The organism is Shinella sp. GW821-FHT11G07 (genome assembly GCF_058808115.1).
Map to the genome: position 1 here is coordinate 78,100 of NZ_JBXARJ010000021.1, position 25,389 is coordinate 103,488.

Annotated in this window: 22 protein-coding genes and 6 pseudogenes; 13 read left to right on the plus strand and 15 right to left on the minus strand. The window is 57.5% G+C overall.

Annotated elements, in window-relative coordinates:
- Window position 1: 1 nt before the first annotated feature.
- Genes AC1RT2_RS29250 through AC1RT2_RS29260 form a run of 3 tightly spaced genes read left to right on the plus strand, consistent with a single transcriptional unit; the run spans window position 2 to window position 2,447 of the window.
- Window positions 2-817, plus strand: coding sequence for a DUF1295 domain-containing protein (locus tag AC1RT2_RS29250; RefSeq protein ID WP_493107615.1), 816 nt, complete (start codon window positions 2-4; stop codon window positions 815-817).
- A complete protein-coding gene (locus tag AC1RT2_RS29255) occupies window positions 814-1,851 on the plus strand; it encodes an SAM-dependent methyltransferase (protein WP_493107617.1) in 1,038 nt (345 codons plus the stop codon). The genes AC1RT2_RS29250 and AC1RT2_RS29255 overlap by 4 nt, the downstream gene beginning before the upstream one ends.
- The gene (locus AC1RT2_RS29260; RefSeq protein ID WP_493107619.1) at window positions 1,848-2,447 is read left to right on the plus strand and encodes a hypothetical protein; all 600 of its coding nucleotides are present in this window, start codon (window positions 1,848-1,850) and stop codon (window positions 2,445-2,447) included. The genes AC1RT2_RS29255 and AC1RT2_RS29260 overlap by 4 nt, the downstream gene beginning before the upstream one ends.
- On the opposite strand, the gene AC1RT2_RS29265 is transcribed toward AC1RT2_RS29260, so the two are convergent.
- Window positions 2,412-2,813 carry a DUF2177 family protein gene (locus AC1RT2_RS29265; protein ID WP_493107621.1) on the minus strand — a complete coding sequence of 134 codons (402 nt, stop codon included), beginning with the start codon at window positions 2,811-2,813 and terminating at the stop codon, window positions 2,412-2,414. The genes AC1RT2_RS29260 and AC1RT2_RS29265 overlap by 36 nt on opposite strands.
- Window positions 2,814-2,933: 120 nt before the next feature.
- Between AC1RT2_RS29265 and AC1RT2_RS29270 the strand changes: the two genes are divergently transcribed.
- The 5 genes and pseudogenes from AC1RT2_RS29270 to groEL form a co-directional block, all read left to right on the plus strand.
- Complete coding sequence (locus tag AC1RT2_RS29270) at window positions 2,934-3,314, plus strand: DUF2147 domain-containing protein (RefSeq protein ID WP_493107623.1); 381 nt, start codon at window positions 2,934-2,936, stop codon at window positions 3,312-3,314.
- Between the two features lie 22 nt (window positions 3,315-3,336).
- The gene (locus AC1RT2_RS29275) at window positions 3,337-4,161 is read left to right on the plus strand and encodes a DUF1365 domain-containing protein (protein WP_493107625.1); all 825 of its coding nucleotides are present in this window, start codon (window positions 3,337-3,339) and stop codon (window positions 4,159-4,161) included.
- Window positions 4,162-4,241: 80 nt separating this feature from the next.
- Complete coding sequence (locus AC1RT2_RS29280) at window positions 4,242-5,471, plus strand: class I SAM-dependent methyltransferase (RefSeq protein WP_493107627.1); 1,230 nt, start codon at window positions 4,242-4,244, stop codon at window positions 5,469-5,471.
- Window positions 5,472-5,573: 102 nt separating this feature from the next.
- Entirely contained in the window at window positions 5,574-6,578 is a 1,005-nt protein-coding gene (gene hemH, locus AC1RT2_RS29285) for a ferrochelatase (RefSeq protein ID WP_493107629.1), read from the plus strand.
- Window positions 6,579-6,661: 83 nt separating this feature from the next.
- Window positions 6,662-6,954 (plus strand): annotated as a pseudogene (groEL, locus tag AC1RT2_RS29290) (chaperonin GroEL); the annotation flags it as partial.
- A 134-nt stretch (window positions 6,955-7,088) separates the two neighbouring features.
- Here groEL and AC1RT2_RS29295 read toward each other — a convergent pair.
- The 3 genes from AC1RT2_RS29295 to AC1RT2_RS29305 form a co-directional block, all read right to left on the minus strand.
- A complete protein-coding gene (locus AC1RT2_RS29295; RefSeq protein ID WP_493107631.1) occupies window positions 7,089-7,460 on the minus strand; it encodes a response regulator in 372 nt (123 codons plus the stop codon).
- A gap of 158 nt (window positions 7,461-7,618) precedes the next feature.
- Entirely contained in the window at window positions 7,619-8,665 is a 1,047-nt protein-coding gene (locus AC1RT2_RS29300; RefSeq protein ID WP_493107633.1) for a sensor histidine kinase, read from the minus strand.
- A complete protein-coding gene (locus AC1RT2_RS29305) occupies window positions 8,662-10,104 on the minus strand; it encodes a DUF7125 family protein (RefSeq protein ID WP_493107635.1) in 1,443 nt (480 codons plus the stop codon). The genes AC1RT2_RS29300 and AC1RT2_RS29305 overlap by 4 nt, the downstream gene beginning before the upstream one ends.
- 345 nt (window positions 10,105-10,449) lie before the next feature.
- Here AC1RT2_RS29305 and AC1RT2_RS29310 point away from each other — a divergent pair.
- Window positions 10,450-10,932 (plus strand): annotated as a pseudogene (locus AC1RT2_RS29310) (IS5 family transposase); the annotation flags it as partial.
- A 131-nt stretch (window positions 10,933-11,063) separates the two neighbouring features.
- On the opposite strand, the pseudogene AC1RT2_RS29315 reads toward AC1RT2_RS29310, so the two are convergent.
- From AC1RT2_RS29315 to AC1RT2_RS29340, 6 genes and pseudogenes are all read right to left on the minus strand, one after another.
- Window positions 11,064-11,863, minus strand: a pseudogene (locus tag AC1RT2_RS29315) (IS5 family transposase).
- A gap of 67 nt (window positions 11,864-11,930) precedes the next feature.
- The gene (locus AC1RT2_RS29320; protein WP_493107637.1) at window positions 11,931-12,125 is read right to left on the minus strand and encodes a DUF2934 domain-containing protein; all 195 of its coding nucleotides are present in this window, start codon (window positions 12,123-12,125) and stop codon (window positions 11,931-11,933) included.
- Between the two features lie 397 nt (window positions 12,126-12,522).
- Window positions 12,523-12,798, minus strand: a complete 276-nt coding sequence (locus AC1RT2_RS29325; RefSeq protein ID WP_257950960.1) for a hypothetical protein — start codon at window positions 12,796-12,798, stop codon at window positions 12,523-12,525.
- A gap of 96 nt (window positions 12,799-12,894) precedes the next feature.
- The gene (locus tag AC1RT2_RS29330; protein WP_493107640.1) at window positions 12,895-13,275 is read right to left on the minus strand and encodes a DUF6481 family protein; all 381 of its coding nucleotides are present in this window, start codon (window positions 13,273-13,275) and stop codon (window positions 12,895-12,897) included.
- Between the two features lie 32 nt (window positions 13,276-13,307).
- Complete coding sequence (locus AC1RT2_RS29335; protein WP_493107642.1) at window positions 13,308-13,532, minus strand: hypothetical protein; 225 nt, start codon at window positions 13,530-13,532, stop codon at window positions 13,308-13,310.
- A 124-nt stretch (window positions 13,533-13,656) separates the two neighbouring features.
- Window positions 13,657-13,866, minus strand: coding sequence for a cold-shock protein (locus tag AC1RT2_RS29340; protein ID WP_493107660.1), 210 nt, complete (start codon window positions 13,864-13,866; stop codon window positions 13,657-13,659).
- Between the two features lie 331 nt (window positions 13,867-14,197).
- Here AC1RT2_RS29340 and AC1RT2_RS29345 point away from each other — a divergent pair, with 331 nt between their 5' ends.
- Together AC1RT2_RS29345 and AC1RT2_RS29350 are read left to right on the plus strand one after the other, a co-directional pair.
- On the plus strand, window positions 14,198-14,707 hold the full coding sequence (locus AC1RT2_RS29345) for a hypothetical protein (protein ID WP_493107644.1): 510 nt from the start codon (window positions 14,198-14,200) through the stop codon (window positions 14,705-14,707).
- A gap of 49 nt (window positions 14,708-14,756) precedes the next feature.
- On the plus strand, window positions 14,757-14,990 hold the full coding sequence (locus AC1RT2_RS29350; RefSeq protein WP_493107646.1) for a hypothetical protein: 234 nt from the start codon (window positions 14,757-14,759) through the stop codon (window positions 14,988-14,990).
- Between the two features lie 265 nt (window positions 14,991-15,255).
- On the opposite strand, the pseudogene AC1RT2_RS29355 reads toward AC1RT2_RS29350, so the two are convergent.
- Window positions 15,256-15,655: pseudogene (locus tag AC1RT2_RS29355) on the minus strand (PAS domain-containing protein); the annotation flags it as partial.
- A 98-nt stretch (window positions 15,656-15,753) separates the two neighbouring features.
- Here AC1RT2_RS29355 and AC1RT2_RS29360 point away from each other — a divergent pair.
- Both AC1RT2_RS29360 and AC1RT2_RS29365 read left to right on the plus strand, forming a co-directional pair.
- A complete protein-coding gene (locus AC1RT2_RS29360; protein ID WP_493107648.1) occupies window positions 15,754-16,860 on the plus strand; it encodes a Fic family protein in 1,107 nt (368 codons plus the stop codon).
- A 124-nt stretch (window positions 16,861-16,984) separates the two neighbouring features.
- A complete protein-coding gene (locus tag AC1RT2_RS29365) occupies window positions 16,985-17,698 on the plus strand; it encodes an IS6 family transposase (protein ID WP_493107650.1) in 714 nt (237 codons plus the stop codon).
- Window positions 17,699-18,073: 375 nt separating this feature from the next.
- Here AC1RT2_RS29365 and AC1RT2_RS29370 read toward each other — a convergent pair whose 3' ends face one another.
- The 4 genes and pseudogenes from AC1RT2_RS29370 to AC1RT2_RS29385 all read right to left on the minus strand — a co-directional run.
- Window positions 18,074-19,240: a GGDEF domain-containing protein gene (locus tag AC1RT2_RS29370; RefSeq protein ID WP_493107652.1), complete on the minus strand. Its 1,167-nt coding sequence runs from the start codon at window positions 19,238-19,240 to the stop codon at window positions 18,074-18,076.
- Between the two features lie 528 nt (window positions 19,241-19,768).
- Window positions 19,769-21,565: an autotransporter family protein gene (locus AC1RT2_RS29375; protein ID WP_493107662.1), complete on the minus strand. Its 1,797-nt coding sequence runs from the start codon at window positions 21,563-21,565 to the stop codon at window positions 19,769-19,771.
- A 66-nt stretch (window positions 21,566-21,631) separates the two neighbouring features.
- Window positions 21,632-22,477: pseudogene (locus AC1RT2_RS29380) on the minus strand (autotransporter-associated beta strand repeat-containing protein); the annotation flags it as partial.
- A 543-nt stretch (window positions 22,478-23,020) separates the two neighbouring features.
- A pseudogene (locus AC1RT2_RS29385) lies at window positions 23,021-25,084 on the minus strand (autotransporter-associated beta strand repeat-containing protein); the annotation flags it as partial.
- Window positions 25,085-25,389 lie beyond the last annotated feature (305 nt).

Here is a 25,389-nt window from a genome sequence, read left to right on the forward strand (position 1 = left end):
CGTGACAGCAGCGGCGCTTTTCATCTTTCTTGTTGCCGCTGTCTCCCTTACGATGACCGCGGTCTGGTTTGCCGTCATCAAGGGCGCATCATCCGGCTGGGTCGACGCGGTGTGGTCATTTCTTGTCGGCGCTGCCGGCATGATTGCTGCCCTCGTTCCGGTCGCCGGCTGGGACGGTGACTGGCAGCGGCGGGTCCTCGTCGTCGCAATCGCAGGCCTCTGGTCCCTCAGGCTCGGCCTTCATATCCTGCGGCGTACTTTGCAGGGCGGAGAGGATCCGCGCTATGCCAAGCTGCGTGAGGAATGGGCGAAAAATTGGCGCTCGCGCCTCTTCCTTTTCCTCCAGATACAGGCAGCCGCGGCGCTTCTCCTGGCCGCGACCATTTTCATCGCCGCGCGAAACCCCGCAACGGGTTTGCAATGGAGCGACGTGGCCGGCATTGCCATCCTCGTCATGGCGGTAATCGGAGAAGGCATTGCCGATGCGCAGCTGGCGCAGTTCCGTGGCAAACCGGCCAACAGGGGAAAGGTTTGCGACGAGGGGCTGTGGAGCCTTTCGCGCCACCCCAACTACTTCTTCCAGTGGCTCGGGTGGGCCGGATATGCGGTTATCGCGGTCGGTCCGACGGGCGTTTGGGGCTGGGGCTGGCTGGCGCTTGCCGGTCCGGCCTTCATGTACTGGCTGCTCGTGCATGTCTCAGGAATTCCGCCGCTCGAAGCGCACATGATGCGATCGCGTGGCGACGCGTTCACCGCCTATGCCAATCGCGTCAACGCCTTCTGGCCCGGCCCGCAAAACGGGAAGGAAACACCATGAATATCGTCGTTACAGCCATCACAGCCGCCGAGCGGTTGCCAATTGCCGATCCAGCCCTGCGCTTCGGCATCAGCCGACTCGTGGGCCGCACCCGTCGTTTGCTGGCCAAGGGTGGCGGCACGACGGATCGCGAATTTGCTCGCTCGATGGACAAATTGCCGATCGCCGTTAACACCGACGACGCCAATGCCCAGCACTACGAGCTACCTGCGGCGTTTTTCGCGCTGACTCTCGGTCCGCGCCGCAAATATTCCTCCTGCCTCTATGCCTCAGCCGGCGCCAAGCTGGCTGAGGCCGAGATTGCAGCACTGGAGAAAACCTGCGCCCATGCCGGAATTTCCGATGGCCAGGACATCCTGGAGCTGGGTTGCGGCTGGGGCTCCCTTTCCCTCTTCATGGCCGAGCGCTATCCATCTGCAAGCATCGTCTCCATGTCGAATTCAGCGTCGCAACGCAACTATATTGAGGCGGAAGCCGCGCGACGCGGTCTCGGCAACTTGACCGTCGTTACCGCCGACATGAATGTCTTTTCTCCAGACGGCACCTTCGACCGGATAGTCTCCGTGGAGATGTTCGAGCATATGTCCAACTGGAATTCCCTGCTTGAGCGGGCGCGCGGCTGGATCCGCGACGACGGCCGGCTTTTCCTGCACGTCTTCTCGCACCGCAAGACCGCCTACCGCTTCGACCACGCCGATAAGACGGATTGGATCGCCCAGTATTTCTTCACAGGCGGCGTCATGCCGAGCCACGGGTTGGTGAGGGAGTTCAGTGACAGCTTCATCGTCGAACAGGACTGGCGCTGGAACGGCAAGCACTACGAACGCACCGCGCTGGACTGGCTGGGCAATTTCGACCGGAACCGCGACGAGATTCGCGCCATTTTTGAAGCGACCTACGGGCAGGAAGCAGTGATTTGGATGCGGCGGTGGCGGATGTTTTTTCTCGCCACCGCCGGGCTCTTCGGCCATGGCGATGGCGAGGAATGGGGTGTCAGCCACTATTGCCTGCGCCCCGCCGGGGGAGGGCGGTGATCCCCCTGTTCAGCAGCCTTGTGCAGCCGGTTCGGGCCTACGCCCGTCATCCGGACCCGCGCGTCGCCGCAGCAAACGTCATCGCGCTGCTGGTTGCCTCCAACCAGCCGTTCTATCCGCTCTACATTCTCGGGCTTGTCAGCGCCGACGTCACCGCCGCGTGGTTCACATTCCTTTCGACGCCGTTCTTTCTTGCAGTGCCGGCAGTTGCACGCTGGAACGGCATCGTCGGTCGCGCGCTTGTGCCTTTGGCCGGTATCGGCAATACCGTGCTTTCGGCCTGGCTCTTCGGCACGGCATCGGCCGTCGAAATCTTTCTCGTGCCCTGCGGAGTGATCGCACTTCTGATGTTTCGCCCGCGCGAGCGGTTTGTCGGGCTGGCGCTCGGCGCACTCACCTTCGGCGTGTTTCTGGTCTTGCATCACGCCTACGGCCCGCCACTGGCAAAGTATGACGCGGCCGAATATGCCGCGCTGGCGCGGCTCAATATCATCAGCGCAAGCACGCTTACTGCTTTTGTCGCCCTTATGTTCTCTAACCTCCTTGCGGATGCCGAACAATCAGCCGACGCGGCTTGCCACGAAAAAACCGGCTGACGCCCCGACACTGGTCACGAAAGCACCCCACGGAATGTCGGCAAGCGTGATGGAAAGCGGCCAGTCCTTCAAGGTTGCCTGATTGGTGAGGTCATAGGTCGCGTAGGCCACGAGACCAAGCACCGCACCGTTCAGCGCGGCCTTGCCGAGACCGCCGCTCTCCAGTGACGGCAGCACGGCGAAGAACACAATGCCGGCGACATAGATCAGATAGAAGAAAATCGCCGGGAACAGATGAAACTGCGGTGCGAGCTTGTCGCCCAGAAGCGGCCGGTAAAGCATGCCCGCCATCGTCGAAAGCCAGATGGCATCAACAATCAGAAAAGCGATGCCGGTGGCCAGATAGGCCGTAGTAACGGTTTTCATGCCGGTGTCTCCCAGGGTGTTCTCGACATTTTCTACGGCTTCATTGCCCCGACGGATCACCTTGAGTGAACCGGCCGGTCCGCCTGTGCGTATTTATACAAAAGCAACGAGGATAGACCGATGAGGATAGCCGTTCTGACTGCATGTGCCGTCGTAGTATCGACTGCTGTCGCGTCTTTCGCACAGCAATCCGCCGATCCGAGCGGCATCTGGATACGTGACGACGGGAACGCGCGCGTGCAGATCGCACCTTGCGGGAGCAACATCTGTGCGACCAATCTCTGGATCCGCGATACCAGCAAAGGTGAAGAGGCCGGCGATCGCCTGATCATGTCGCTTAAGCTAAAGTCGCCGGACACGCTGGCCGGCACCGCCTATGACGAGAAGCGCGAACGCAGCTATTCGATCACCGTTCAGGTTTCCCACAATTCGCTTCTCACCCGTGGCTGCATTCTGGGTGGCGTGTTGTGCCGGAATGTCCGCTGGCAGCCGGCACGGTAACGAGTTGAGAAAAGTGTAACGCATGAGGGAACCCCGCATCACGAGTATGACAGACAACGGCCCGCCGCCCGCGGCGGCCGGCACGCTTTATCCCGGAAAAGTCATGCATCACAGGCTCCAGCCGTTTGGCCACCGCTTCAGCTACAGTGTCTTCACACTGTTGGTGGATGTCGACCGCCTCGACGATCTTGCCGAACTCACGCGCCTGCTGTCGGTCAACCGGACCGGGATTTTATCGTTTCACGAGTGCGATCATGTCGAAGAGGATGGTGAGACGCTGCGCCTGTTCGCCGACCGTCTACTGTTGAGCGCGGGGTTCGAAGAGCCTGCTTCGCGCATCCTGCTGCTCGCCTACCCCCGCATGTTCGGCTACGTCTTCAACCCCCTCTCGACCTACTTCGCCTACGATGCAGAAGATCGACTGATCGCGATCATCTATGCCGTGCGCAACACCTTCGGCGAGCGGCACAGCTACGTGGCGCCGGTGCTTGCAGGGGAAAGCAGCGCCGCCGGCGTCCGCCAGACGCGGACGAAGATCTTTCATGTTTCGCCCTTCATGGATATGGGGCTACGCTATCATTTCCGCATCCTGCCGCCGGGCAAAACCGTACGGGTGCGCATCCATGAGACTGCCGGCAACGAACCGGTGCTGGCCGCCATGTTCAATGCGAAAGCCGTAGCGTTGACCGACGCCAACCTCGCCGGCAGCCTCCTGCGTTTCCCCTTCATGACGCTGAAGGTGATGGCCGGTATCCATTGGGAAGCGCTCAAGCTCTGGCTGAAAGGGGCGCGTTTCCGCACAAGCCCGCCGCCGCCAGAGACAGCAAGCTACAGGGACGCTGCGTGACCGGCCTTCGGCCGAGCGGTGTTCGACGCGAACCCGCACACGGCTCCACAACAACAATTAAGATTTTTCAGGAATATATAGTGGTAAGCCTGACAAAAATACTGAGAAGAGGCGTCAACAGGAATACAAGTCGGGGCGGCTTTCTCGCGCGTGCAGTACACGCCTTAGTTGTCTCGATAAATATCGGGAAAATCACCGTTATTCTGCCCTCCGGCGAGCGAGTTGAGCACAACGGAACCAAGTCGGGGCCTTCGGCGACGATCATCATTCACAAGTGGCGTGCCATCAGCCGGCTTGTGACAGGTGGCGATCTTGGCTTCGCAGAGGCCTATATCGACGGGGACTGGACGACACCGGATCTGGAATCCTTTCTGGAACTGGCTGCACGCAACATTGCCATGCTCGATGGGAGAATATCGGGCTATGCGGCCGCCAGGTTGTTGAATCGGCTTCGTCATCTCTTTCGCGCAAACAGCAAGACAGGCAGCCGAAAGAACATCACCTATCATTACGACCTCGGCAACGCCTTCTACAAAGAGTGGCTCGATCCGAGCATGACCTATTCGTCAGCACTCTACACGGAACCGACCCTGAGCCTGGAGGAGGCCCAATTGGCAAAAATCAATCGGGTTGAAGAATTGCTAGTCCTCAAAGGCGGGGAGCGCGTTCTGGAGATCGGCTGCGGCTGGGGAGCGCTTGCCGCGAGGCTGGGCCATGGAGGTGCGACGGTGTTCGGTGTCACGCTATCATCCGAGCAACTGGAATTCGCGACAGAATGCATTCGGGCTGAAGAGCTGCAGGAAACGGTCAGTCTCCAGTTGAAAGACTATAGGGATGTTGCGGGCACGTATGACCGGATCGTCTCGATTGAGATGTTGGAAGCAGTTGGAGAGGCCTACTGGCCCGTATTCTTCAACACGCTGCGGCAACGGCTTCAGCCGGACGGTCGCGCAGTCCTTCAGGTCATTACAATCGATGAGAACCGCTTTGCTGCTTATCGTGGTGCGGCAGACTTCATTCAGAGTCATATCTTTCCCGGTGGCATGCTTCCGACCAAAAGCATCATCCAGGCACAGGCCGCGCGCGTGGGACTCAAATTAGCGCAATCCGAACATTTCGGTATGGACTATCAGCGGACGCTTCTCGAATGGCGAAAATGCTTCCTGGGAGCGTGGCCCAAGATCAAAGCAATGGGCTATTCCGATGAGTTCTCCCGTCTATGGGACTACTATCTGTGTTATTGCGCCGCCGGCTTCAAGGCGGAGACCATTGACGTTGGCCTCTATGTCTTTGAGAAAACTGAAACCTAACAGACCCTGATCAAGAAGGCAGCATGCCTGCCCTTAAGAGTTACCAGATTTGAAATGAATAGCACAAACGTAGTGAAAACGGTGTCAGTACAAATCGGGGCAATGCACCCGCCCGTCAAGCACGGCAAGGTGGGCGTGCTGCTCGTCAATCTCGGCACGCCTGACGGCACGGACTACACCTCCATGCGCCGCTACCTGAAGGAATTCCTGATGGACCGGCGCGTGATCGAATGGTCGCGCTTCGCCTGGTATCCGATCCTGTTCGGTATCGTGCTCAACACCCGCCCCGGCAAGGTCGGCAAGGCCTATGAGACGATCTGGAACAAGGAAAAGAACGAGAGCTTTCTGCGCACCTATACGCGCAGCCAGGCCGAGTTGATGGCAAAGGCGCTCGCCGAACATTCCGAGGTCGTCGTCGACTGGGCCATGCGCTACGGCCAGCCGTCGATCGCGTCCCGCATGGACTACCTCCAGAAACAGGGTTGTGAGCGCATCCTGGTCTTCCCGCTCTATCCGCAATATGCGGCAGCGACCACCGCAACCGTCAACGACAAGGCCTTCGAGACGCTGCTCAAGCTGCGCTGGCAGCCGGCGCTTCGCACCGTGCCGCCCTATCACGACGATCCGGCCTATATCGACGCGCTCGCCGTCTCGATCGAAAAACATCTGGCGACGCTCGACTGGGAGCCGGAGCGGGTGCTCACCTCCTTCCACGGCATTCCGAAGAGCTACTTCGAGAAGGGCGACCCCTATTACTGCCAGTGCCAGAAGACCACGCGCCTGCTGCGCGAACGGCTCGGCTGGTCCGAAGAGAAGCTGATGATCACCTTCCAGTCCCGCTTCGGACCGGAAGAATGGCTGCAGCCCTACACGGACAAGACCGTGGAAAAACTCGCGCAGGACGGCATTAAGCGCATCGCCGTGCTCAATCCCGGCTTCGTTTCCGACTGCTTGGAGACGCTGGAAGAGATCGCCGAGCAGGCTGCGGAAAGCTTCCACCACAATGGCGGCGAGAAATTCACGCACATTCCCTGTCTGAATGACTCGCCCGAAGGCATGGCCGTGCTGGAAAAAGTCGTGCGCCGGGAACTCGGCGGCTGGGTCTAATTTCATGGCGGTTGGGCGAGGTGCAAATCTGAAAGACCGTTTATTTTCCCTTGTAGCCATTTCGCGGGCTAGCTGATCCACGGCAGTCCGGCAAACCACGTCTATTCACTGCTGAAGATGTCGAGGGCGAGGCACTGGCAACACGGCGGGCTTAAGTTTGCGGCTGTGACGGTTCCTGGCTTCGGCGCTCGCCTTGAGAGATACTCACGTACGTCACATTCCGTTGGGCGGTACGGCCTTTGAGAAGACGTAGGCATCAGGCACGAAACCTAATGCTCACTAGCCTCGGCCGGGCCGCCGGGCCAAGGACGCGGCGATCGAGAAGGAAAATACCACAATCATTGCCGGGGTCGGCTCGAAAGCTGAAATCGGCGGCCTTCTGGGCAATGCGCTGCGTGTCAGTCGCACGGCCGTCGAGAAAGACGGCGCATGCGCCTCGAGCCAGCGCGGGCGTGTAATTCTGAGACATTAAATAAGGAAAGGCGCGCTTGTCCCTTTGCTGGCGTGTGCCTAGGCCACGGCCAGCATTTCCCGCATCGTCGTGATGACGCTAGCGTGATCATAAGGCTTGCTGAAAAACTTGCCTTTGACCGGCAGAACCTGGTCACTCAGGTCGCGGTGGCCCGATGCAACTATGATTTTCACGGGCGGCCACCTGTCTCGAACGGCCTCGGCCAGCTTTAAGCCATCCATACTACCGGGCATGTCGATATAGGTAAACATCAGCCTGATCTCAGGGTGGACACTCAAAATCGCGATCGCCTCGTCGGCATTTGAAGCTTCGAATACGGAAAAACTCTCGCCCTCGAGAGACATCGCAATATCCATTCGGACAAGTGTCTCATCCTCCACGACGAGGACCGTAACCCGGCTATCTCCCATCCTTCACGGTCTCCCTCGTGCGCGCCGTGGACATGTCTTTTATAGTTTAGAAGAACACGAATAACGCGCGGAACGAAAGATTGATCCTCGGCTCAAAGGTGTTTTTTCGACGCGGCAGACTAAATGACTTACGTTGGCACTGCAGCGATGTTTCGACCTCAAGTGTGGTGCGGAGAAATTCGGATCAAAGGGCCAGCTACGCAACATTGAAAACCAGTCGGAGCAAAAAAGACCTCGGGAACCGTGCCTAGTAACGATCCCAATGCCGAACGCACATACCGGATGCCATAGCCCTGCCGCGTCGGTTCGCGCACAGGGGGGCCTCCAGCCTCAACCCATTCGAGAGAAAATTCCGGGCTGCGTGTCTTGGAGATTGCCCAAATGATGTCCACATGCCCGTTGGGCTGGGAGAGTGCGCCGTACTTGATCGCGTTTGTGATAAGCTCATGAAGGCACAGCGCGATCGTTGTGCCGGCTTCTCTGGTAACAACAACATCGCGCCCCCTTACGGCGATGCGGCTCATGCCATCGCTGTTGTAAGGCGAAATCGTCAGGTCCACGACCGCTGCCAACGACACCTCTTCGCCGCCTGCTTCAAAAACGGCTGTATGTACGTTGGAGAGAGCCCGCAGCCGGCCGGTGAAATCGCTTGACAGGTCTTCGACTGTTGTCGCCCCGCGCCGCGTCATCTGGAATATAGAGCTGACGCTCGCCAAGATGTTTTTTACACGATGGTTCAGCTCCAGCCGCAGCTCTCGTTCACGCTCGATGGAATCGCGAACCTGGCGTTGCCGCAGCCGCACCAGGAGATTTGAATGAACGCCGTTCACAAGCTCTAGCGGCGCGATAGGGCGCGTATGAAACAAGAGGCGGGACTCCGGCCACAACTTCTGCAGCTGGCTGCGAATTCTTGCAATCGGGGCCCCGCGCTCCAGCAGGACAATGATTGGCACTTCCGACCAATCGGGCTGTTCTTCTATGTGAGCGGCAACCTTTGTAACCATATCCGGATTGAGCGCTTCGTGTGTGATCACTATGACGCCGGGCGACAGACTGAGATGCTCAACGAGATCATCGTCCGCTTTGGCGGCCGTGACCTCGATGTTCTGTTCGCGAAGGAATGCAGCGATATAGTCGGCATCCCTGCGAAAGGGGGCGACGACAAGTACGGAATCCAGCTCGCTTTCGGACTGCGTTGTATTCATTTGGAATCGGGAAGGGGGTTGTAGGGAATCACGCTGACGCTCCCGCTCTCGATAAGGAGTTCTCGAACATTCAGGTCGTGCGGTCCGTGACGCTTCTTGACCACAGTTATGTTTCGGCGAAGGCGCCCTTCGTGCTCCATGATCCGTAGTAGAAGAACTGTGTCGCCAAGGAAGCTCACATCCACATCGATGCCTACATTCTGGCCGATAAGACCATGTTGCGCGACAATGAGCATGGTGAGGACACCCGAGCGGGCTAGGTATTTCAGCAGCGACTGAATATCGCGAACTGCCTTTTCACGGTGCGGCAGGGAATTCAGATACCCGGTCAAACTGTCGATCACAACGACGCGCGACTTATTCTGTGTGACCGCATCCTGCACAATTCGTCCGAATTCGCCGGGCGATATTTCATTCGGATTGAAGTCGCGTAGAATCAGCTTTCCATCCTTGTGGAACTGCCTCAGTTCCATCCCCAAACCTTCGGAACGACGGAAGAATGTTTCCAGGCGCTCCTCAAACAAAAATAGCGCGACGTTCTCGCCACGCTCGAGCGCTGCCGTTGCATAGAGGGATGACATAGTCGATTTGCCAGTGCCGGACTGGCCGATGACCAGCGTCGTCGTTCCAGCCTCTTGGCCGCCTCCGAACATTTCGTCGAGCTCGGCGACGCCAGACTTGATCAACTGTGGTTTGGCGGTCTCTGAGGCGGTGCTCAGCATAATGCGAGGAAAGACAACGACGCCTTCGCCCTCACGAATCGCCATGTCATGATAACCGTCGGCAATCGGTACGCCCCGCATCTTTGAGATCTCGATCCGCCTGCGCACGCCGCCGTATTCTTCCAGCGACTTGTCAAACCGGATCACACCGTGGGCAACCCCTTCGACTTCCTCGCCACTGCGGTCGGAGCCGGCTGTCTGAGTATCCAACAACAGTGCCACGACGTTACGTTTTGCCAGAAACGACTTGAAGCTGATCAATTCACGGCGGAAACGTGGAGAGTCGCCGGTGATCAGGCGGATCTCAAGCAGCGAATCGTAAACGAGGCGGCGGGGTTTATGCTCTTCGATCGCCGCTTCGATCGCTTTCCGTGTCTCGTCCAGGCGAAGATCAGCGGTCAGAAATATGCTCTGGTCGTCTGCCTCATTGACTGTACCTGAGGTGGACATCTCCTCGACGCGAATCCCGTCGAGTGTCCACCCGTGCGAAATGGCGATGGCCTCCAGTTCCGCAGCTGTCTGCGACAGCGTAATATAGATGCAACTCTCGCCTGCGTCGACGCCGGCCCGCAAGAACTGCAACGCAGCTGTCGTCTTGCCGGAACCCGGAGCCCCCTGCAACATGTAGAGGTTCGATGCTGGCAGCCCACCGCGCAGAATTTCATTGAGGCCAGCAATTCCGGTACTTACGACAGTCGGCTTTTTCGGTTTGGGCATGCTGGACTCCCGGTGCATAGTGAGGCGCAAATTTAACATTCGATGACACGCATCGTCCGAGGAGGATAGCCTTGATGTTATATTTGCCTTTTTCAGAACTTCAACCAGGCCTTCGCTGCGCGCGGCATGCCGTTTTGATGTTGCGTGGAACGAACGAATGGACTGAATTGCTCGTCAAGGAAAGGGCATATAAATCCGTCACAACGCTTCTGACATCACTCCACTTGCGAAAACACTGATGCCAACTCTTCGTCATTCTAACTCATGTCTAGCGCCCCAGCGTAGGATCAGGCTCCATTGATTTGATGCATCGGAAGTGGTTCAGACTCGGCAAGGAGACTGATCATGAGCGATCTTTACTGGCTGACGGAAGAGCAAGCGGCTCAGCTTGCACCATATTTTCCGAAGAGAGCCACGGCAACCCCCGGGTTGATGACCGCCGTGTCCTGGGTGGGGATCATTTTTGTCAATCGCAATGGCTTGCGGTGGCGGGATATCCCGGGAATACGGGCCGCGCAGGACGCTCTATAGCCGTTGGACGCGGTGGGGTGTTATGGGCGTGTTTGGCTGAATGATGGAAGGTCTTGCCGTTGAATCGCAGATCCGAAGAGCTTCATGATTGACGCAACGGCTTTGAAGGCATCACACCGCCTCAAGCCGACACGTAAAAAAGGGGGCTTGGACGGCAAATGGCGCACCAAGGGCGGCATGAGCACGAAGCTGCATGGTCTCTCAGATGCGAATGGCCGACCGCTCAGCTTCTTCATATCCGCCGCCCAGATCAGCGATTTTACCGCCGCAGCTGCCCTTGTCGATGACCTCCCCAAGGTGCAGTAGATGCTGGATTAGGTGCGTCGCCATTCGCTACGATGATGTCCGACTCTCTTCTTCTGAGCCTCGCTATGCGGCAACCGTCATCTTCTCGCTGTGATAAACGAGCCTGACGCTAGGTAGGGGACTCATTTAAGCCACTGCGTCGCAAGAGCAACAAGGGCAATGGCGGCGAGATAGTGGACAGCGAGGCGGTCGTATCGCGTTGCGATGCGCTTCCAGTTCTTGAGTCTGCCAAACATGCGCTCAATGATGTTGCGACGCCTGTAGGCAGCCCGATTGAGCGGGTAAGTTACGTCACGACTCGCCCGCCCGGGGATGACGGCCTCGATCCCTCGTTGGTCGAGCCAAAGCCGCAGCCGATCGGCATCGTAGGCCTTGTCGGCGATCAGGCGGCGGGTCGGTGAGATAACTTCCAGCATGGGCTGGGCCATGGAGATGTCCGCGATGTTTCCTGGCGTCAGGGCGACGGCAACGATCCGGCCGCAAGTATCGGCCATACAATGGATTTTCGTTGTTCTCCCGCCACGCGAGACCCCAACCGCTTGCGTCCACTCCCCCCTTTCCCGCCGGATGCAGAGCGGTGAGCTTTCACATGAGAGCTGTCGAGCATCAGTTCATCAGGGATCGATCCGGCAGCGGCTACCTTGGCGAAGATGCGCTGCCAGATACCGCGCCGCGCCCATCGGGCATACCGGTTATAGATCGTTTTCGCCGGACCGTATTGCGGTGGCACGTCCCGCCAGCGCGCTCCCGTTTTCAGGATGTGCAGGATGCCACTGATGACACGTCGGTCATCTACCCGGGGTTTGCCCGGCTGGTTCTTCGGCAAGTGCGGCTCCAATGCCGCCCAGGCGTCATCCGATAGCCAGAAGAGATCGCGCATAGTTTCCTCCATGCCCCATGACCCATTCCGAAACAGAATCATCCAATCTTGACAAGAACTTGAATAAGTCCCCTACCTAGCACCGTAGGCATAATTTCCTGACTCGAGCCTATCTCGTTGCACCGGGGGGCGCCCCTTCTTGAGGAGTACGCCATGGACCTTGATCTTTCTTAGGAGCAGGCTGTCCGTCCATCTCTCTGACCGCCAGAGCCCAGTGTTCGTCAGCCATTCCTTCCGGGCAGCCCTCCCGTTCCCATATTGCGTAGGCGCGTGCACGTAGTTGCTCTTCGTGTGACTGCCGCATATCGATCTCCTATTGTTCCATGGTTAATCCGGGAACGCCTAAGTATGTTCCCTGCCGCGGCGCCTCACTCATCAACTCAACCAATGGTAAACCGACGCGATCACGTCGCAGTCGACTAGGTTGTCAACGAAGCCAGCTCCGCGGACGATGCCGGCGCAGATTCTCATGACATCATGAAAAATGGTGACCGTCACCTTACAAGAGAAATTCGATTTTGGTATGCCTGACGATATCGGCGAGACCATTCTCGCCATCCGAATTGCGGCTTGTTAAACCGAGTGCGTCCTGGTCCGGCGTCCGTCCGACGGAACGGCCCATTGAGGGAATAGGCCCGCCAGATGAGCTCATAGCTGGTTTTTGATATCGCGGGTTTGTTCAGTTGCTCAGGCAAATTGACTCACGCTCGGTCATAGGTGAATGACGTCAGCAGCGTCGTCACGAAATTGCTTGCCCTTTCTTTGACGAGCACTTCCGTCCATTCATCCGTGCCCCGGAGTCTCAGGTCCGTATAGATGCTGTCGACGGCCGCTTCTTCGATGCGCTTGATATGGGCCTTGAAGGTAGCTTCGCCGCCATCATGGTACATATCTCGGATGACCATCCGTAAGATTTCCTGGATCGCGATTTGCCAGGATGTATTGATCGACTGGAGTTCGTTCGGATCGGGTGCCATGACAGCTCCTATAAGGTTCGCTAGCCACGGCATAACATCGTCCTGCCGTGGGATTGGCGCAGTGTCAGCATCTGGTGGCGGCAAAAATACCAAAATTTAAGCTTGTCTGGCCTTACGGTTCGCGTAACGCCGATCGCGCTCAGCCTTTCGCGCCGCCTCATCTTCGATCACGCGCGCTATCCTAGCCTTTTCCGCGTCCTCGCGAGCTTTGGTTTCGGCGAGTGCCTCAGCCTGCGCAGCCGCTCGCTCTTGTTCTGCGCGCGTCTCAACACGCGTGCGCTCCTCATGCTTGAGCCGCTCGCGCTCAACGCGTCGTTCCTCACGAGCCAAGGCGATGGCCGTGCGTGCCGCCTGCCTTGCCACTTTCGATGGTTCTGCCACTGTCTGTGCTGTACGGTAGGCGTTAAGAAGAGAAATCTTGGCTTCTTTGGATGCGGCTCGTCGGTCAGTAAGCTCGTTGTTTCTGGCGTTCTTCAAATCTTCATCCTGATATCGATAATGCGCAGTGATCAGCGCGTTTTGGCTCGTTTCGCAAGCAGGGCGGAGGTGGCCGAGGTTCGGTCGGCCAATTCCTGCGCCAAACGCGCCGCTCTGAGCCTGAACGTCTTGGCGTCCCGGCGCTCGGCCTCAGATTCAAGCTCTTCAACTGCGTTATTCTTCGCGTAGAACTGCGACTGGACGTTGCTAAACGCGAATTCAGCCCGCTGGCGGGATTTGCTGTGTGTTTCGGTCATTGAAACTCCTGATGGCTTCGACCGGTGACCCGGAACGAAAAAAGCCAGGCGAGATGCCTGGCTCAAATTGATTACGCTTCCGACAGTGCCAGTACATCCGTGGTCAAAGGGAAGCAGATATCAATTAAGCGGACTGCAGATTGCAGGCCGACATTTTGCCCGACTTGTTATCGCGCTCGAGATCGAAGCCGATCTTCTGGCCTTCGACGAGTTCGCGCATTCCAGCGCGTTCAACAGCCGAGATATGAACGAAGGCGTCAGCGCCGCCGTTGTCCGGCTCGATAAAGCCGAAACCCTTTGTGGAATTGAACCATTTTACTGTGCCTGTGGTCATGTTGATGAACCCTTTCAAAGCAATGTTAAGCGACCGCGGAACCAAAGGTTCGCGGATGGTGGTAGCGATTGATTTTGAGAGGGAAAGTTCGTCAGGCGCGGTGCTAATCGCGCGGCAACCAAAGTTCAGCAAGCAAAAGATCGATAAACTAAAAATAGTCATATCGGCGCAGATGTCAACCGTTAGTTCTCCTCCATCGGCCATCGGGCTCCTTTTGATCGATGAATGAACCGATGAGCGATGGAACTATGCCAAGAGCCGAGGGTTGCAGTATGACCTTCCTCCATGTTCGCCGGACAGTCTCTGTCTTTCGCGAGCCGAAAGCACGACAATGAATAATGCTCTGGCAGTGTCGGTCGCCGTTGTTTCCCTCGCGCTGTTCGGAGGCTCGGCTCATGCCGACGAAACAGTATTCTTAAAATCCCTCCAAGGTAGCTGGAGCGGAAAGGGTACCGTGAAGGTGCGTACAAATTCGCGTACAATGAACGTATCCTGCAGTTTCAAGTCGAATACCACGGCAAATTCACTCTCACTCGATGGACGCTGCAAAAGCCTGGCGGTGTTCTCTCGTGCGATCAGCGCTGACCTGAAGTCAAACGGAAGCGCCTACAGCGGCTCGTATGTCGGCGCGGGGACAGGCACCGCTGGTCTGGGTGGAAAGCGCAAAGGTGATGCGATCAATCTCGGCATCACATGGGCAAAACCTGTCAACGGGGACCGACGCGCGCAAATGACTATTGAGAAGATTGGTGATTCAGGAATGCGTCTCACCACTGTCGATAAGGACCTAAAAACTGGAAAAGCTGTCGTGACCAGCCAGATCAATCTGCGCAGAAAATAACCGGTAACTGTAGGTTAACGCACGACAGTCTCCTCAAAAGGATATCGTCATGGAAAACGAACAGGAATTCGCGGTCAGCTCGAATGGTGATCGCTGGCTGCTCAAGAAAGAAGAGCCGAGCAACGAGAGTATAGTTGTTCACAAAGCCAACCAATCCTCTGGAGTCATCAAAAATCAGCGGCAGAGGTCCGGCCCCCTGCTCGATGGCTATATCGATCTGAAGTGCCAATGCGAGGGTGACACCTTCCACATTGTCTGGCGAGAAGTTGGCGGCCACCGGTGACGAACGCGCCGTCCAGAAAGGGATTCGGAACCAGAATGGTCTCAAGGACCGTCGAAGCACAGCTCATGGGAAAGATCGAGCGAAACGTCCTGGTCGATGGCCTGGTGGTTACCCTCGACATACCTGCATCCATGCTTCAGCGGTAGCGCCTACATATACGGAGCGACTTATATTGGTCCCGGCAGGAATTCACGACCTCGCTTCTCATGCGGCAAGATGGCTTTCCTTCATCCTGAGCGTTACCACGAGGCCACCCCCGCCCCAGTCCCTCCTCCGCCTGCTTGCGACCCGTTACGTCAAGAAAAAATGCCGGTCATTTTCTTCGTTTCGACATCGCCATCGTTGCCCTGGCCACGCGCGGACACCCACCTGACATCCGACGCATCGGTCATGATACGAAAATCAATCTCGAAAGGCCCGCCGACTGCACGGGTTGCGACGAATGCCGCCCTGCCCCGATCGCGGTCGGCGGGATGGACCTTCGCAGAGAGGTGCTCGAAAGTAAGGTCTTCCTCGATGGGAATATCCCACAGCTCATAGGCCTTGGCGTCCATAACGAACGTATCGTCGTCGACAATCCAGGTCCACAACGCGACCCCTGCCGACTTGACAGCCTTCCTGAGCTCTTTGGCACTCCACTCCGGCTGCGATTTCGCTTGGCTCATCCCAAATCTCTTCCAGATGCGGTGCTGAGCGATAGATGGACTTGCAATAGCTCATTTATGGCAATATCCATGAGCTATAGAAAGGCTGGCTATAGCTCATGAAATGGAACTGGCAGAATGCCGACTGGCCAAATTTCAGGTACGACGCTGCAAGTCTGGTACCGTTGGAGCAAAAATTCCTGCAGTCCGCCGGCGAGGTCATTGGTGCCGTTCGGCATTTCAACGAGGATGACAGCAACCAACTTCGCATTGAGTTGCTAAGCGACGAGGCGGTTAAGACCTCAGAGATCGAGGGTGAGTTTCTGGACCGCGTAAGTGTCCAGACATCACTCCGCCGGCAGTTCGGGCTCAACGCCGATGATAGACAGGTTCGTCCCCAAGAGCGGGGGATCGCCGAGATGATGGCGGATGTCTATCGAAACTGGCAGGTGCCGCTGCAGCATGAGGGATTGTTCCACTGGCACTCAATGTTGATGGCCGGAAATCGATACATTGAAACGATTGGTGCTTACCGCAAGCATGAAGACGCCATGCAGATCGTGTCAGGTCGATTGGATAAGCCCAAAATCCATTTCGAGGCTCCTCCGTCTCGTCAGGCTGCCATTGAGATGGAGGCCTTCATCACATGGTTCAATCAATCCAGGCCAAGTGGACAGACGCCACTTCAAGCTTTGACGCGTGCAGCGGTAGGCCATCTTTACTTTGAAAGCATCCATCCGTTCGAGGATGGCAACGGTCGAATTGGGCGCGCGCTCGCCGAAAAATCCCTGGCAGAAAACATTGGGCAACCAAGCCTCATTTCCCTCGCCTTTACGATCGAGAAGAGCCGGAAGTCCTACTATTCCGAGCTTGAGCGGCACCAACGCACGCTTGATATCACCGATTGGGTTATTTTCTTTTCAGAGACGATCCTGGATGCTCAACGCGCAACGCTTGAGCGCATAGATTTCTTCGTTCAGAAAGCAAAATTCTACGACCGTTTTAGAGATCGCCTGAACGAGCGGCAGGAAAAGGTGGTCGCGCGCATCTTCAAGGAAGGTACAGCAGGCTTGAAGGGCGGCCTAAGTGCAGAAAACTACATCTCGATCACAAACACATCACGCGCAACAGCGACACGCGACCTACAGCAGCTCGTGGAGATTGGTGTCCTCATGCGTAGGGGTGAACGTCGGCATACCCGTTACTCGCTGTCGTTGCAGAAATAAATCTGCTGCCAAAGCAATGAATTTCACTAACGTCATTATTTAGGTGAACGGCTGTTCGGTTCGATTCCTCTCAAGGGCATCGTCAACTTAACGGCCTGTGGAGATTGATCTGGGAAGATGCGGCATGACCCGTTGCCATGATCCACTGTACCGTCGTCATCGATTTCCCGCCGATGTGATCGCTCATGCCGTCTGGCTCTATTTCCGGTTCCCACTCAGCTTGCGCATGGTCGAGGACCTGCTGGCGGCTCGTGGTGTCATTGTCTCACACCAGACGATCCGCCTGGGGGCGGAGAAATTCGGAAGGCAATTCGCCAACAAGCTTCGCAAGCAGTCCGTAGGCAGCCTCGGCGACAAATGGCATCTAGACGAGGTCGTCGTCAGCATCACAGGCAAAAAGCACTGGCTTTGGCGCGCCGTCAATCAGGATGGCTTCGTGCTCGACGTTCTTGTTCAGAGCCGGAGAAACGCCAAGGCGGCCAAACGCCTTGTGCGCAAACTGCTGAAAGGACAAAGGGCTGCACCGCGTGTCATGATCCCCGACAAGCTCAGGTCCTACGATGCTGCCAAGAGGGAAATCATGCCCGGCGTCGAGCATCGCTCGCATAAGGGGCTGAACAATCGAGCGGAGAATTCTCATCAACCGATCCGGCGGCGTGAGAGGATTATGAAACGCTTCAAGTCAGCACGGCACCTTCAGCGTTTCGCCTCCATCCACGATCCAATCGCAAACCTGTTTCACATTCCCCGACACGACATTCCGTCTGGCCATCATCGCGAACTGCGAGCCGTCGCCATCCAAGCATGGCGCCACATCGCCCGCCTTCAAACTGCATAAAATGCGACCGCACCGCATAAACGTGGCCAAAACTCTTTAAGTTTACAGTGCCGGCAAAACTGCTCTTGACCGGATTCGAACCGACGCCACTTCAGTCTGTGTCAGACATTTTGCGGCAGTCTCTGCATCTTAGCGGAACGTGGAGATTACACTGCGCGAATTTATTGGCCGTGCGAGGAGTCCAGGACACCTGGTGAGCTCTTCTATTTCGATATCAGCAAGATTTCACACGGTCATCATTTGGCGCTCCACCCGAGCCAGGATAAGCAATTGACAAAAAGTCGTTTTGGGCAGTTCGGCGCTTGCGGTGAAATCGCAAACTGGGTCAGATCCTGTCGATAGCCAACACAGCGTTGGCAAGCTGGATTTAGCTTCTCAACTGGACGACATTCCAGCGCGCGAATTTTGGCCAGCGGGCCGAACGCAATCACGTCCATCAGCTTTGGCCTGGTAAAGAGCGCGATCGGCACGATCCATGAGCACTTCGAGGCTCTCGCCCTCCTGTGCAATTGCTATTCCAAAACTGGCCGTCGGCTGGGCCTCTCCCGAAACGACAGACGGTGCGACCTCTTTGAATGCCTTCCGAGCCTCTTCGGCTAAAAGGTGCGCAGCAGTGGCCTTGCCGGGTGGAAGCAATACCGCAAATTCCTCGCCGCCAAGGCGGGTAATGATCGCGTCACGCGGGGCTCTTTCTTTGAGGACTTCTGAAAAGCTTTGGATAATCCTGTCGCCGCCGATATGCCCAAAACGATCGTTAATCGATTTAAAGTGATCGAGGTCGCTCAGGATCACCGCAACAGGGGCGTTGATGGTCTGTCTCGCCAACGCGTCGCGCGCACGGGGTTCAAAACCCCTGCGATTGAGTAGCCCGGACAAAGCGTCGACTTGAGCGTCCGATTTCATGCCCTCCATAACGTCGCTTGCGATCACCGCGAATATGCCAACCGCCGTCATTGCGCAAATAAGAGCATCCGAGATCGAGACGACCAGCCAATAACTTCCCTCGAACTGTCCGACCTCGGCGCCTGACGCGAGTAAATAAAGAGGCCTGAGCAAGAAACCCGCACACGAAATGATTATAAGGCCAAGCAGCACTTGCTCAACCGGAGTTCGATATGATGCCTTTGCAACGTCCAGCAGCATGATGAAACCGACCGCCGCGAGCCCGCAATTGAGGTAAATAACCCGCGCCAGAAGGCTAAGCGCTACGAACTGATGGTAATAGAGTGCTCCCAACGCAATTGCCGCGATACTGACGAGGATCTCATAGCGTGGCCTTCGTCCGCGCCGATTGGACAACCCGGCGGACAACAATATCATTGCTAGCATTAGGAATACGTTAGCCGACAACCGCAATACGGGATTCTCTAACGCAAAGGCAAAATAGAATATACCGAAGCAAAGGACCCTTATCGCATATGAAAGAACTAAGATGCCAATATATTTAAGGTGTTTATGATGGAGCCAAAGAACGAACAGGGACACACAAAAGATCGCCGACATACTGGTATTCAGCAGACCAATGACGCTCTGATAGCTCATACCGTACCGCACACCAAGATCAACTCTTGCCCCTCGTCCACATGGCTAAGACTGTGATTACCCTGTGTCCGTAAATATCGGGTGAAGCTGGTCCGAACATGGCCAAATTACCTCCCGTTTCACAACGCCCTCCCAAATACTGTATTCATTTGTCATCATGATGAGGAGACCTATAGCGGTAGGGCGATGCCCGCCCGAAAATGTAGCTAGGCTTCGCTCCTTCAAAATAAGGGGCCTATCAACCCGCGTTGGAGAGCGGGCAAGCCCATCCCCTCGGCGTGAACGCCGGAAGTCGCCACAGGCCGCAATGACTCCGTCGCATCACCAGTGCTTCCGGCTTTATTGAGGCTGACGGTGGCGGTGGCGTCGCTTTCCGGACGCTTATATCTTACCAAGATGGGCGCGAGGTATCGGCGATGTCACCGCTTTTTCCTGCCGGCCATGTCGATGACACGAGGCTATTCGAGCCTTTTCACAACCTGTTTACCGCTCAGGAGATTTTGTCTGGGCAACAAGCATATTCGCAACCTAAAATTTAACAGTCAGACCCATTCTTCCTGTCAGAGTATGGTTATGCCCGAAGTTGTTTAGACTCGTGTCGACCGTGGCTTCCCCATAAATGGCGTACTTATCATTGCCCCAACTGTAGGTGCCCCCTAGACCGAGGCCACCCCAAAGTGCTTCTTGCTCGGTCATGAACTTGACGCCGGAAACCCGGACATCCGAGTTCGACTGTAAGTCGTAGTAGAGGTTCGCAATGCCATAGGCGTGGACACGGCGTGTCTGGCCGCTGCTGTCGGCCCAGCTGTTCTCGTAGTCGGCAGAAATGCCAAGACGCCCTCTGAGCTTATGTGCGTCCTTCAGCGAAACCGCAGCGCCGAAGGGATCGGTAAAGTCGTTGTGGTCGATTTTCGAATAGGTCAGCTGTGCCTGCGGGGTGACTGACCAATTGGCGCCGAGCGCGATCTGTTGTCCAGCCTCTAGTCCGAATGCATAGCCGAAGCCGTCATTGCCCGAAGTCAGGCTTGTACCCACTGTGGAAGAGAAAAGGTCGCTGTCGTACCAGGTGGCGTTCGCCTGGGCATCCAGATAGAAGCCGGTTTTCCCGTACCAGGTCATCGACCCATCCAGGCCAAAACCGGTGCTTGTGATCGAGCCGTCGCCGAAAATCGAAGACACATCGGCGGAGATTGTGCCGTAGCGCACAGAAAAACCGCCTATCAGATCACCTGCATCCCCAGAGTAGAGCTCACTATCGACCCCGCCCTGCAATTGCCAGAGGTCTACGTCGTAGTTGGCGCCTGTAGTCGACTTCCTGGGGTCGATGCTAGCCTGTCGACCAAGGATCCGCCCCCACATGCCGCTTCCGGCACTGTCGGCATCGACCGCCGAGTTCGCCACGGCCGCGCCGCTGGACCATGAGCGGTTGCCAAGGCGTTGTTGCAGCGTATCAAGTTCATTGAAGCTCTGCAGAACGTTTGCATATACCTCGTAGATCGGAGTGAGCGGCTGGTAGAGGGGAGTTTCGGCATTCAGGACCGAGCGCAGATGCCAATCGCCATCGGTGGGTGTGCTCCCGCCGCCCTGGTAAAGGCGATACGCGTAGGCACCTGCTATCACCGCCTGGTCGCCCTCGAACACATAGTTCCCGAGAAGCGTGAAGCTGCCGTCCGAGACGCCGGCGACATCGATGATCTTGATGCCTTCGGAGGTTTGTGCGCCGACACCGGCGAGGTTGGTCACGTGCACATTTGTGTTGCCCGACGTGTTACCGGTAACGATCAGTTTGTCGGTGGCGGAACTGTCATCGCCAAGCACGGTCTCGATTTCCAGCGTGCCCCCGCGGCCGACATAATCGCCGGCGACGGTGAGCATGCCGATCGAATCTCCGGGTGCAATCGTGCCTCCAGCAAAGTTAGTGGTTTCCCCCACCTGTCCAGTGCCCTGAAGTCGCCCGCCTTTGACCGCCATCGATCCGCCCAGAACGCCGTTGACCGATAGAATTCCCTTTTGGACCTGGGAACTGCCAGTCAGGGCAGAACTGTCGCCCGTGAGAATGGTGGTTCCCATGCCGATCTGGTCAATGCCGCCGGTTCCGGTAATTGCACCGTCGAATGTCACCACATCCGTGCGGTTGAAGGCCAGAGTGCCGTTGTTGGTCACGTCGCCAAGAAGCGAGCCCGTCGTGCCACCGTCTCCGAGGTCCAAGGTGCCGTCGGCAATCGTGGTCCCACCAGTGTAAGTGTTGTCGGCAGTAAGAATGGTCTTCCCGTTGCCGATCTGTTGGATACCCCCCGCCCCCCAGATGACGCCGTCGAATGTCACAGCATCCGCGCGGTTGAACGCCAGGATGCCGTTGTTGGTGACGTCGCCTTGGATCGAGCCTGTAGTGCCGCCGTTGCCGAGTTCCAGCGTGCCGTCGACAATCGTGGTCCCGCCGCTATAGCGGCTGTCGCCGGTCAGAGTAGTTGTACCCGAACCAAGCTTGTTGAGAGAACCGCTACCAGTGATCGTGCCATTGAAGGTAATGGCGTCGGAGCGGTTGAACGCCAGGATGCCGTTGTTCGTAACGTTACTCTCGAGGCTCCCCGATGTGGCACCATTGCCCACCTGCAGTGTTCCGGCGGTGATCGTCGTGCCGCCGGTCTGCGTTGCATTGCCGGAGATGACGAGGTTTCCCACTCCATCCTTGATCAGGGAACCGATGCCGCTCACACTGCCGGTGAGCGTCGCCGTCGTGCCTGCGTCGGTCAGGAATGTACCTGCGCCAGCCAGATCCACGTTGCGGCCGGAGGTGATGTCGGCAGTGGTGTTGAGCGTACCGCCATCGAACGACAAACCACCCGTGGCCGCGCCAAGATTTGCGTCGGAGGCGATCTGCACCGTGCCGCCGTTAATCGCCGTGCCGCCGCTATAGGTGTTCGTGCCGCGCAGCACGAGCGTGCCAAGATCCGTCTTGACGAGCTGGCTGGTGCCGGTCAGTTCCGCGTCGATGGTGGCGGTGTACCCCGCACCTGTCGCCGTCCCGTCGCCGACGCGAACCGTAGCCTGCGGCCCGACGAGCGTCAGCGCATCGCCAGTGACCGCATAGCCATCGGTGGCAAACTGCATGCCCGCAATCTTCACAGCACCGTCGCTATTGTCCACCGTCACCGTGCCGGACGCGCCGGCAAAGACGGCGAAGCTGCCGTTCTCATAGGGCGCATTGATCGTCCCGGTCGCCTCGGTCCAGTTGTCGTCGGCGCCACCAACATGCCAGACGCCGTCGCCACCATCGATCGTCCCGTCATTCTTGACGCCGGCACCACCGTCCCAGAAACTCAGGTCCAGCCCTGCCGTATTGATCAGGTTCACCTGGTGGTTCACCGCCGTCTGCACGATGGTGTCGCTGCCAAAAGGCATCGTACCGAGTTCAAGTCCGTTGTCGGTCAGCGTGCCGTCGTAGTTGAACACGCGGTAAATGCCGCTGCCGAAGGTGCCGCCGGACGATACGGACACATTGAGCGTCCCGTCCAGGATCAGGTCACCACCGACATTGACCAAATCGTTGAGGGCGCCGCCGACCACGCCTGCTGCGCCGAACTGGTAGTCCAATGTCGCGCCGCTGGCGAGCGACAGGTCGCCATTGATCGTCAAGGTGCCCGGACTGTTGCCCGGCGCCAGGACAGCACCGTCGGCGATCGTTACGTCGCCGCCCAGCGTGCCGCTGCCGCCGAGCGTGGCGCCGCTGTTTACCGTGGTCAGTCCGGTCGCCGCACTCTGGTCGCCGTTGACCAAAAGGGTCCCGGTGTTCACAGCAGTGGCGCCGAGATAGCTGTTGTTCGCGGTCAGTTCCAGCACACCGGCACCGTTCTTGACCATCGTTCCGCCGCCCGAGATGACGCCGTCGAACACCAAGGTGTTGGACCGATCAAAGACGAGAGTACCGTCGTTTGTAACATTCCCGGCGACGGAGCCCGTGGTGCCGCCATTCCCCAGTTGCAACGTGCCGTCAGCAATCGTGGTGTTGCCTGCAAAGGTATTGTCAGCGGTCAGCGTCGTCTTGCCGGTGCGGGCCTGTTCAATCCCGCCGTTGCCCGAGATCAGGCCAGAAAAAATCACATCGTCCGAGCGGTTAAATGCCAGCACACCGTCGTTGGCGACGTCTCCGAGGATGCCGCCGGTCGTGTCGCCATCGCCCAGTTGGAGCGTGCCGGCGGTGATCGTGGTGCCGCCGGTATAGCTGTTGTCTGTCGTCAGGATCGCGGTTCCCGAACCGGCCTTCTCAACCGCGCCGCTGCCCGAGATGACGCCATCGAATGTCACTAAATCCGCGCGGTTGAAGGCCAGGATACCGTTATTGGTAACGTCGCCAAGGATCGAACCCGTCGTCCCCCCGTCGCCAAGCTGCAACGTGCCGTCGACTATCGTGGTGCCGCCGTCGTAGGTGTTCTCACCAGTCAGGGTCAATGTACCTAGGCCGTCCTTGGTCAAACCGCCCACGCCGACGATTACAGGAGCGATGCGGATATTGTGACCATTCGTGTCGATGATTCCACCGCCAGCGCCAAGGTTCACCTGCTGACTGCCGTAGTTGGAAAAGAACCAGGCGTTATTGTCGATAGCGCGCACAATACCGCCATCAATTGTCAGGTCAGCGGTTCCTATGCCGCCCTGGAATCCAGTCGTTTCCAGAATCCCGCGAGCCCCCGGCATGCCGTTGACACTCAGCGTCCCGCTAGCATCTGTCGCTGAAATACCGAGGTGGACGCCCGTCTTCGCAAAAACGCGCGCGCCATCTTCGATGGTCATCGAGCCAACGCCGAAATTCCCCAGGACGAGGTTGTAGTCCGTTATCTCCCAGCTCGAGTTACTTCCCGTCACTGTAACGGTTCCGACGCTGCCGGCACCGGCTCCCACATAGCCCTGGGAACTCGTGACGGTGGCGCCGTCTTCGACCCGCATGGAACCTACGCCATAACTGCCGACGGTAAGCTGCCCGGAATTGGCCCATGTCGAGACTCCGCCGGTGACAACCACATCCGCGGCACTCAAGTCGCCAATAATAGCCAAGGTATTTGAAACGCGCCCGCCATCCTCAATCCGCAAACTTCCGTTATCGATGGTCAGCCGTCCTGTATTTTCCCAGGATGAACCGTTTCCGGAAACCAGCGCGTCGCCGTGGGAAGATTGTCCAAGAACCGCATCCGTGTTTACGACAACCTTGCCGCCGTCGAGGATATTCAGTGTACCGGTGGCGCCTTCACCAACCAAGAAATAGCTGTTGTTGATCCAGGTCGAGGCATTCCCGCTACCATCAACCCCCGACACGGTGACAACACCGTCGACAATGCCGTTTCCGTTGGTGACCAAGCCGCCGTTTTCGATATTGAACGACCCGCCATCCGTACGGGTTTCCGTGGTCGTCAATGTGGACCCCGTCCCCGTCACGGTCACCGTGCCGCCAGATCGTATGGTGACATTGTCGCCTTCGGCAGCGTTGCCGGAAATGATTGCAGTACCGGGATTGACTTCGATAGATGTGGACGCATCCGGCACGGCCGAGGTGTCCCAGTTTCCGGCGTCGAACCAGTCGTCGTTCCCGGATGCTCCGGTCCAGGCAGTCTGCGCCACTACAGGATATGCGGTGCCGGCCATTAGGCAGCCAAGTAACGCAACGCGCGGCAACAGCAAATTAGGCCATCTCGCTACTGGATCGTACCCAGTTCGCACCCGCATGGATGAGTTTGACGACAGGCACTGCGTGCCAGCCGCCCGAATCGGCGATGGATGAAAAGCAACTCCGCGAGTCGGGGCAACTAGGGTTAGCTTTGGGCTTCTTCTCGACCCCGGCAATTTGCGCATCGTCCTTGTCCGTATAAGCAGGCTAAAAAGGACGCAAAACTAAACCTCGCTTAAAGAGAGCATTTTGTGGTTAATTATCAGTGAATAGAAGGTGCTGTTGCAGCATTACCGCTGGCTGCGTTCCGGTATCGAACGGTCACTTTGACCCAAAACACGGCCTCGGGAGTGTACGTGCAAATGGCCTGCCCCCACGGGGTGATCCGTTTGGAATGTTAGTGCATGCTCGGCTTGAAGCGCTTGGCTGCGGTGGTCCGGCTGGAACGTTAGCCTCCAGCGGGGATGAAGCGCTTGGCTGCGGTGGTCCG

Coding starts and splice junctions, on each gene's coding strand:
- AC1RT2_RS29275 (WP_493107625.1), top strand. CDS start 3,337: ATGAGGGAACCCCGCATCACGAGTATGACAGACAACGGCCCGCCGCCC.
- AC1RT2_RS29255 (WP_493107617.1), top strand. CDS start 814: ATGAATATCGTCGTTACAGCCATCACAGCCGCCGAGCGGTTGCCAATT.
- AC1RT2_RS29305 (WP_493107635.1), bottom strand. CDS start 10,104: ATGCCCAAACCGAAAAAGCCGACTGTCGTAAGTACCGGAATTGCTGGC.
- AC1RT2_RS29325 (WP_257950960.1), bottom strand. CDS start 12,798: ATGGCACCCGATCCGAACGAACTCCAGTCGATCAATACATCCTGGCAA.
- hemH (WP_493107629.1), top strand. CDS start 5,574: ATGCACCCGCCCGTCAAGCACGGCAAGGTGGGCGTGCTGCTCGTCAAT.
- AC1RT2_RS29365 (WP_493107650.1), top strand. CDS start 16,985: ATGACCCGTTGCCATGATCCACTGTACCGTCGTCATCGATTTCCCGCC.
- AC1RT2_RS29370 (WP_493107652.1), bottom strand. CDS start 19,240: ATGAGCTATCAGAGCGTCATTGGTCTGCTGAATACCAGTATGTCGGCG.
- AC1RT2_RS29265 (WP_493107621.1), bottom strand. CDS start 2,813: ATGAAAACCGTTACTACGGCCTATCTGGCCACCGGCATCGCTTTTCTG.
- AC1RT2_RS29270 (WP_493107623.1), top strand. CDS start 2,934: ATGAGGATAGCCGTTCTGACTGCATGTGCCGTCGTAGTATCGACTGCT.
- AC1RT2_RS29320 (WP_493107637.1), bottom strand. CDS start 12,125: ATGCGGCAGTCACACGAAGAGCAACTACGTGCACGCGCCTACGCAATA.
- AC1RT2_RS29345 (WP_493107644.1), top strand. CDS start 14,198: ATGAATAATGCTCTGGCAGTGTCGGTCGCCGTTGTTTCCCTCGCGCTG.
- AC1RT2_RS29350 (WP_493107646.1), top strand. CDS start 14,757: ATGGAAAACGAACAGGAATTCGCGGTCAGCTCGAATGGTGATCGCTGG.
- AC1RT2_RS29360 (WP_493107648.1), top strand. CDS start 15,754: ATGAAATGGAACTGGCAGAATGCCGACTGGCCAAATTTCAGGTACGAC.
- AC1RT2_RS29295 (WP_493107631.1), bottom strand. CDS start 7,460: ATGGGAGATAGCCGGGTTACGGTCCTCGTCGTGGAGGATGAGACACTT.
- AC1RT2_RS29340 (WP_493107660.1), bottom strand. CDS start 13,866: ATGACCACAGGCACAGTAAAATGGTTCAATTCCACAAAGGGTTTCGGC.
- AC1RT2_RS29300 (WP_493107633.1), bottom strand. CDS start 8,665: ATGAATACAACGCAGTCCGAAAGCGAGCTGGATTCCGTACTTGTCGTC.
- AC1RT2_RS29335 (WP_493107642.1), bottom strand. CDS start 13,532: ATGACCGAAACACACAGCAAATCCCGCCAGCGGGCTGAATTCGCGTTT.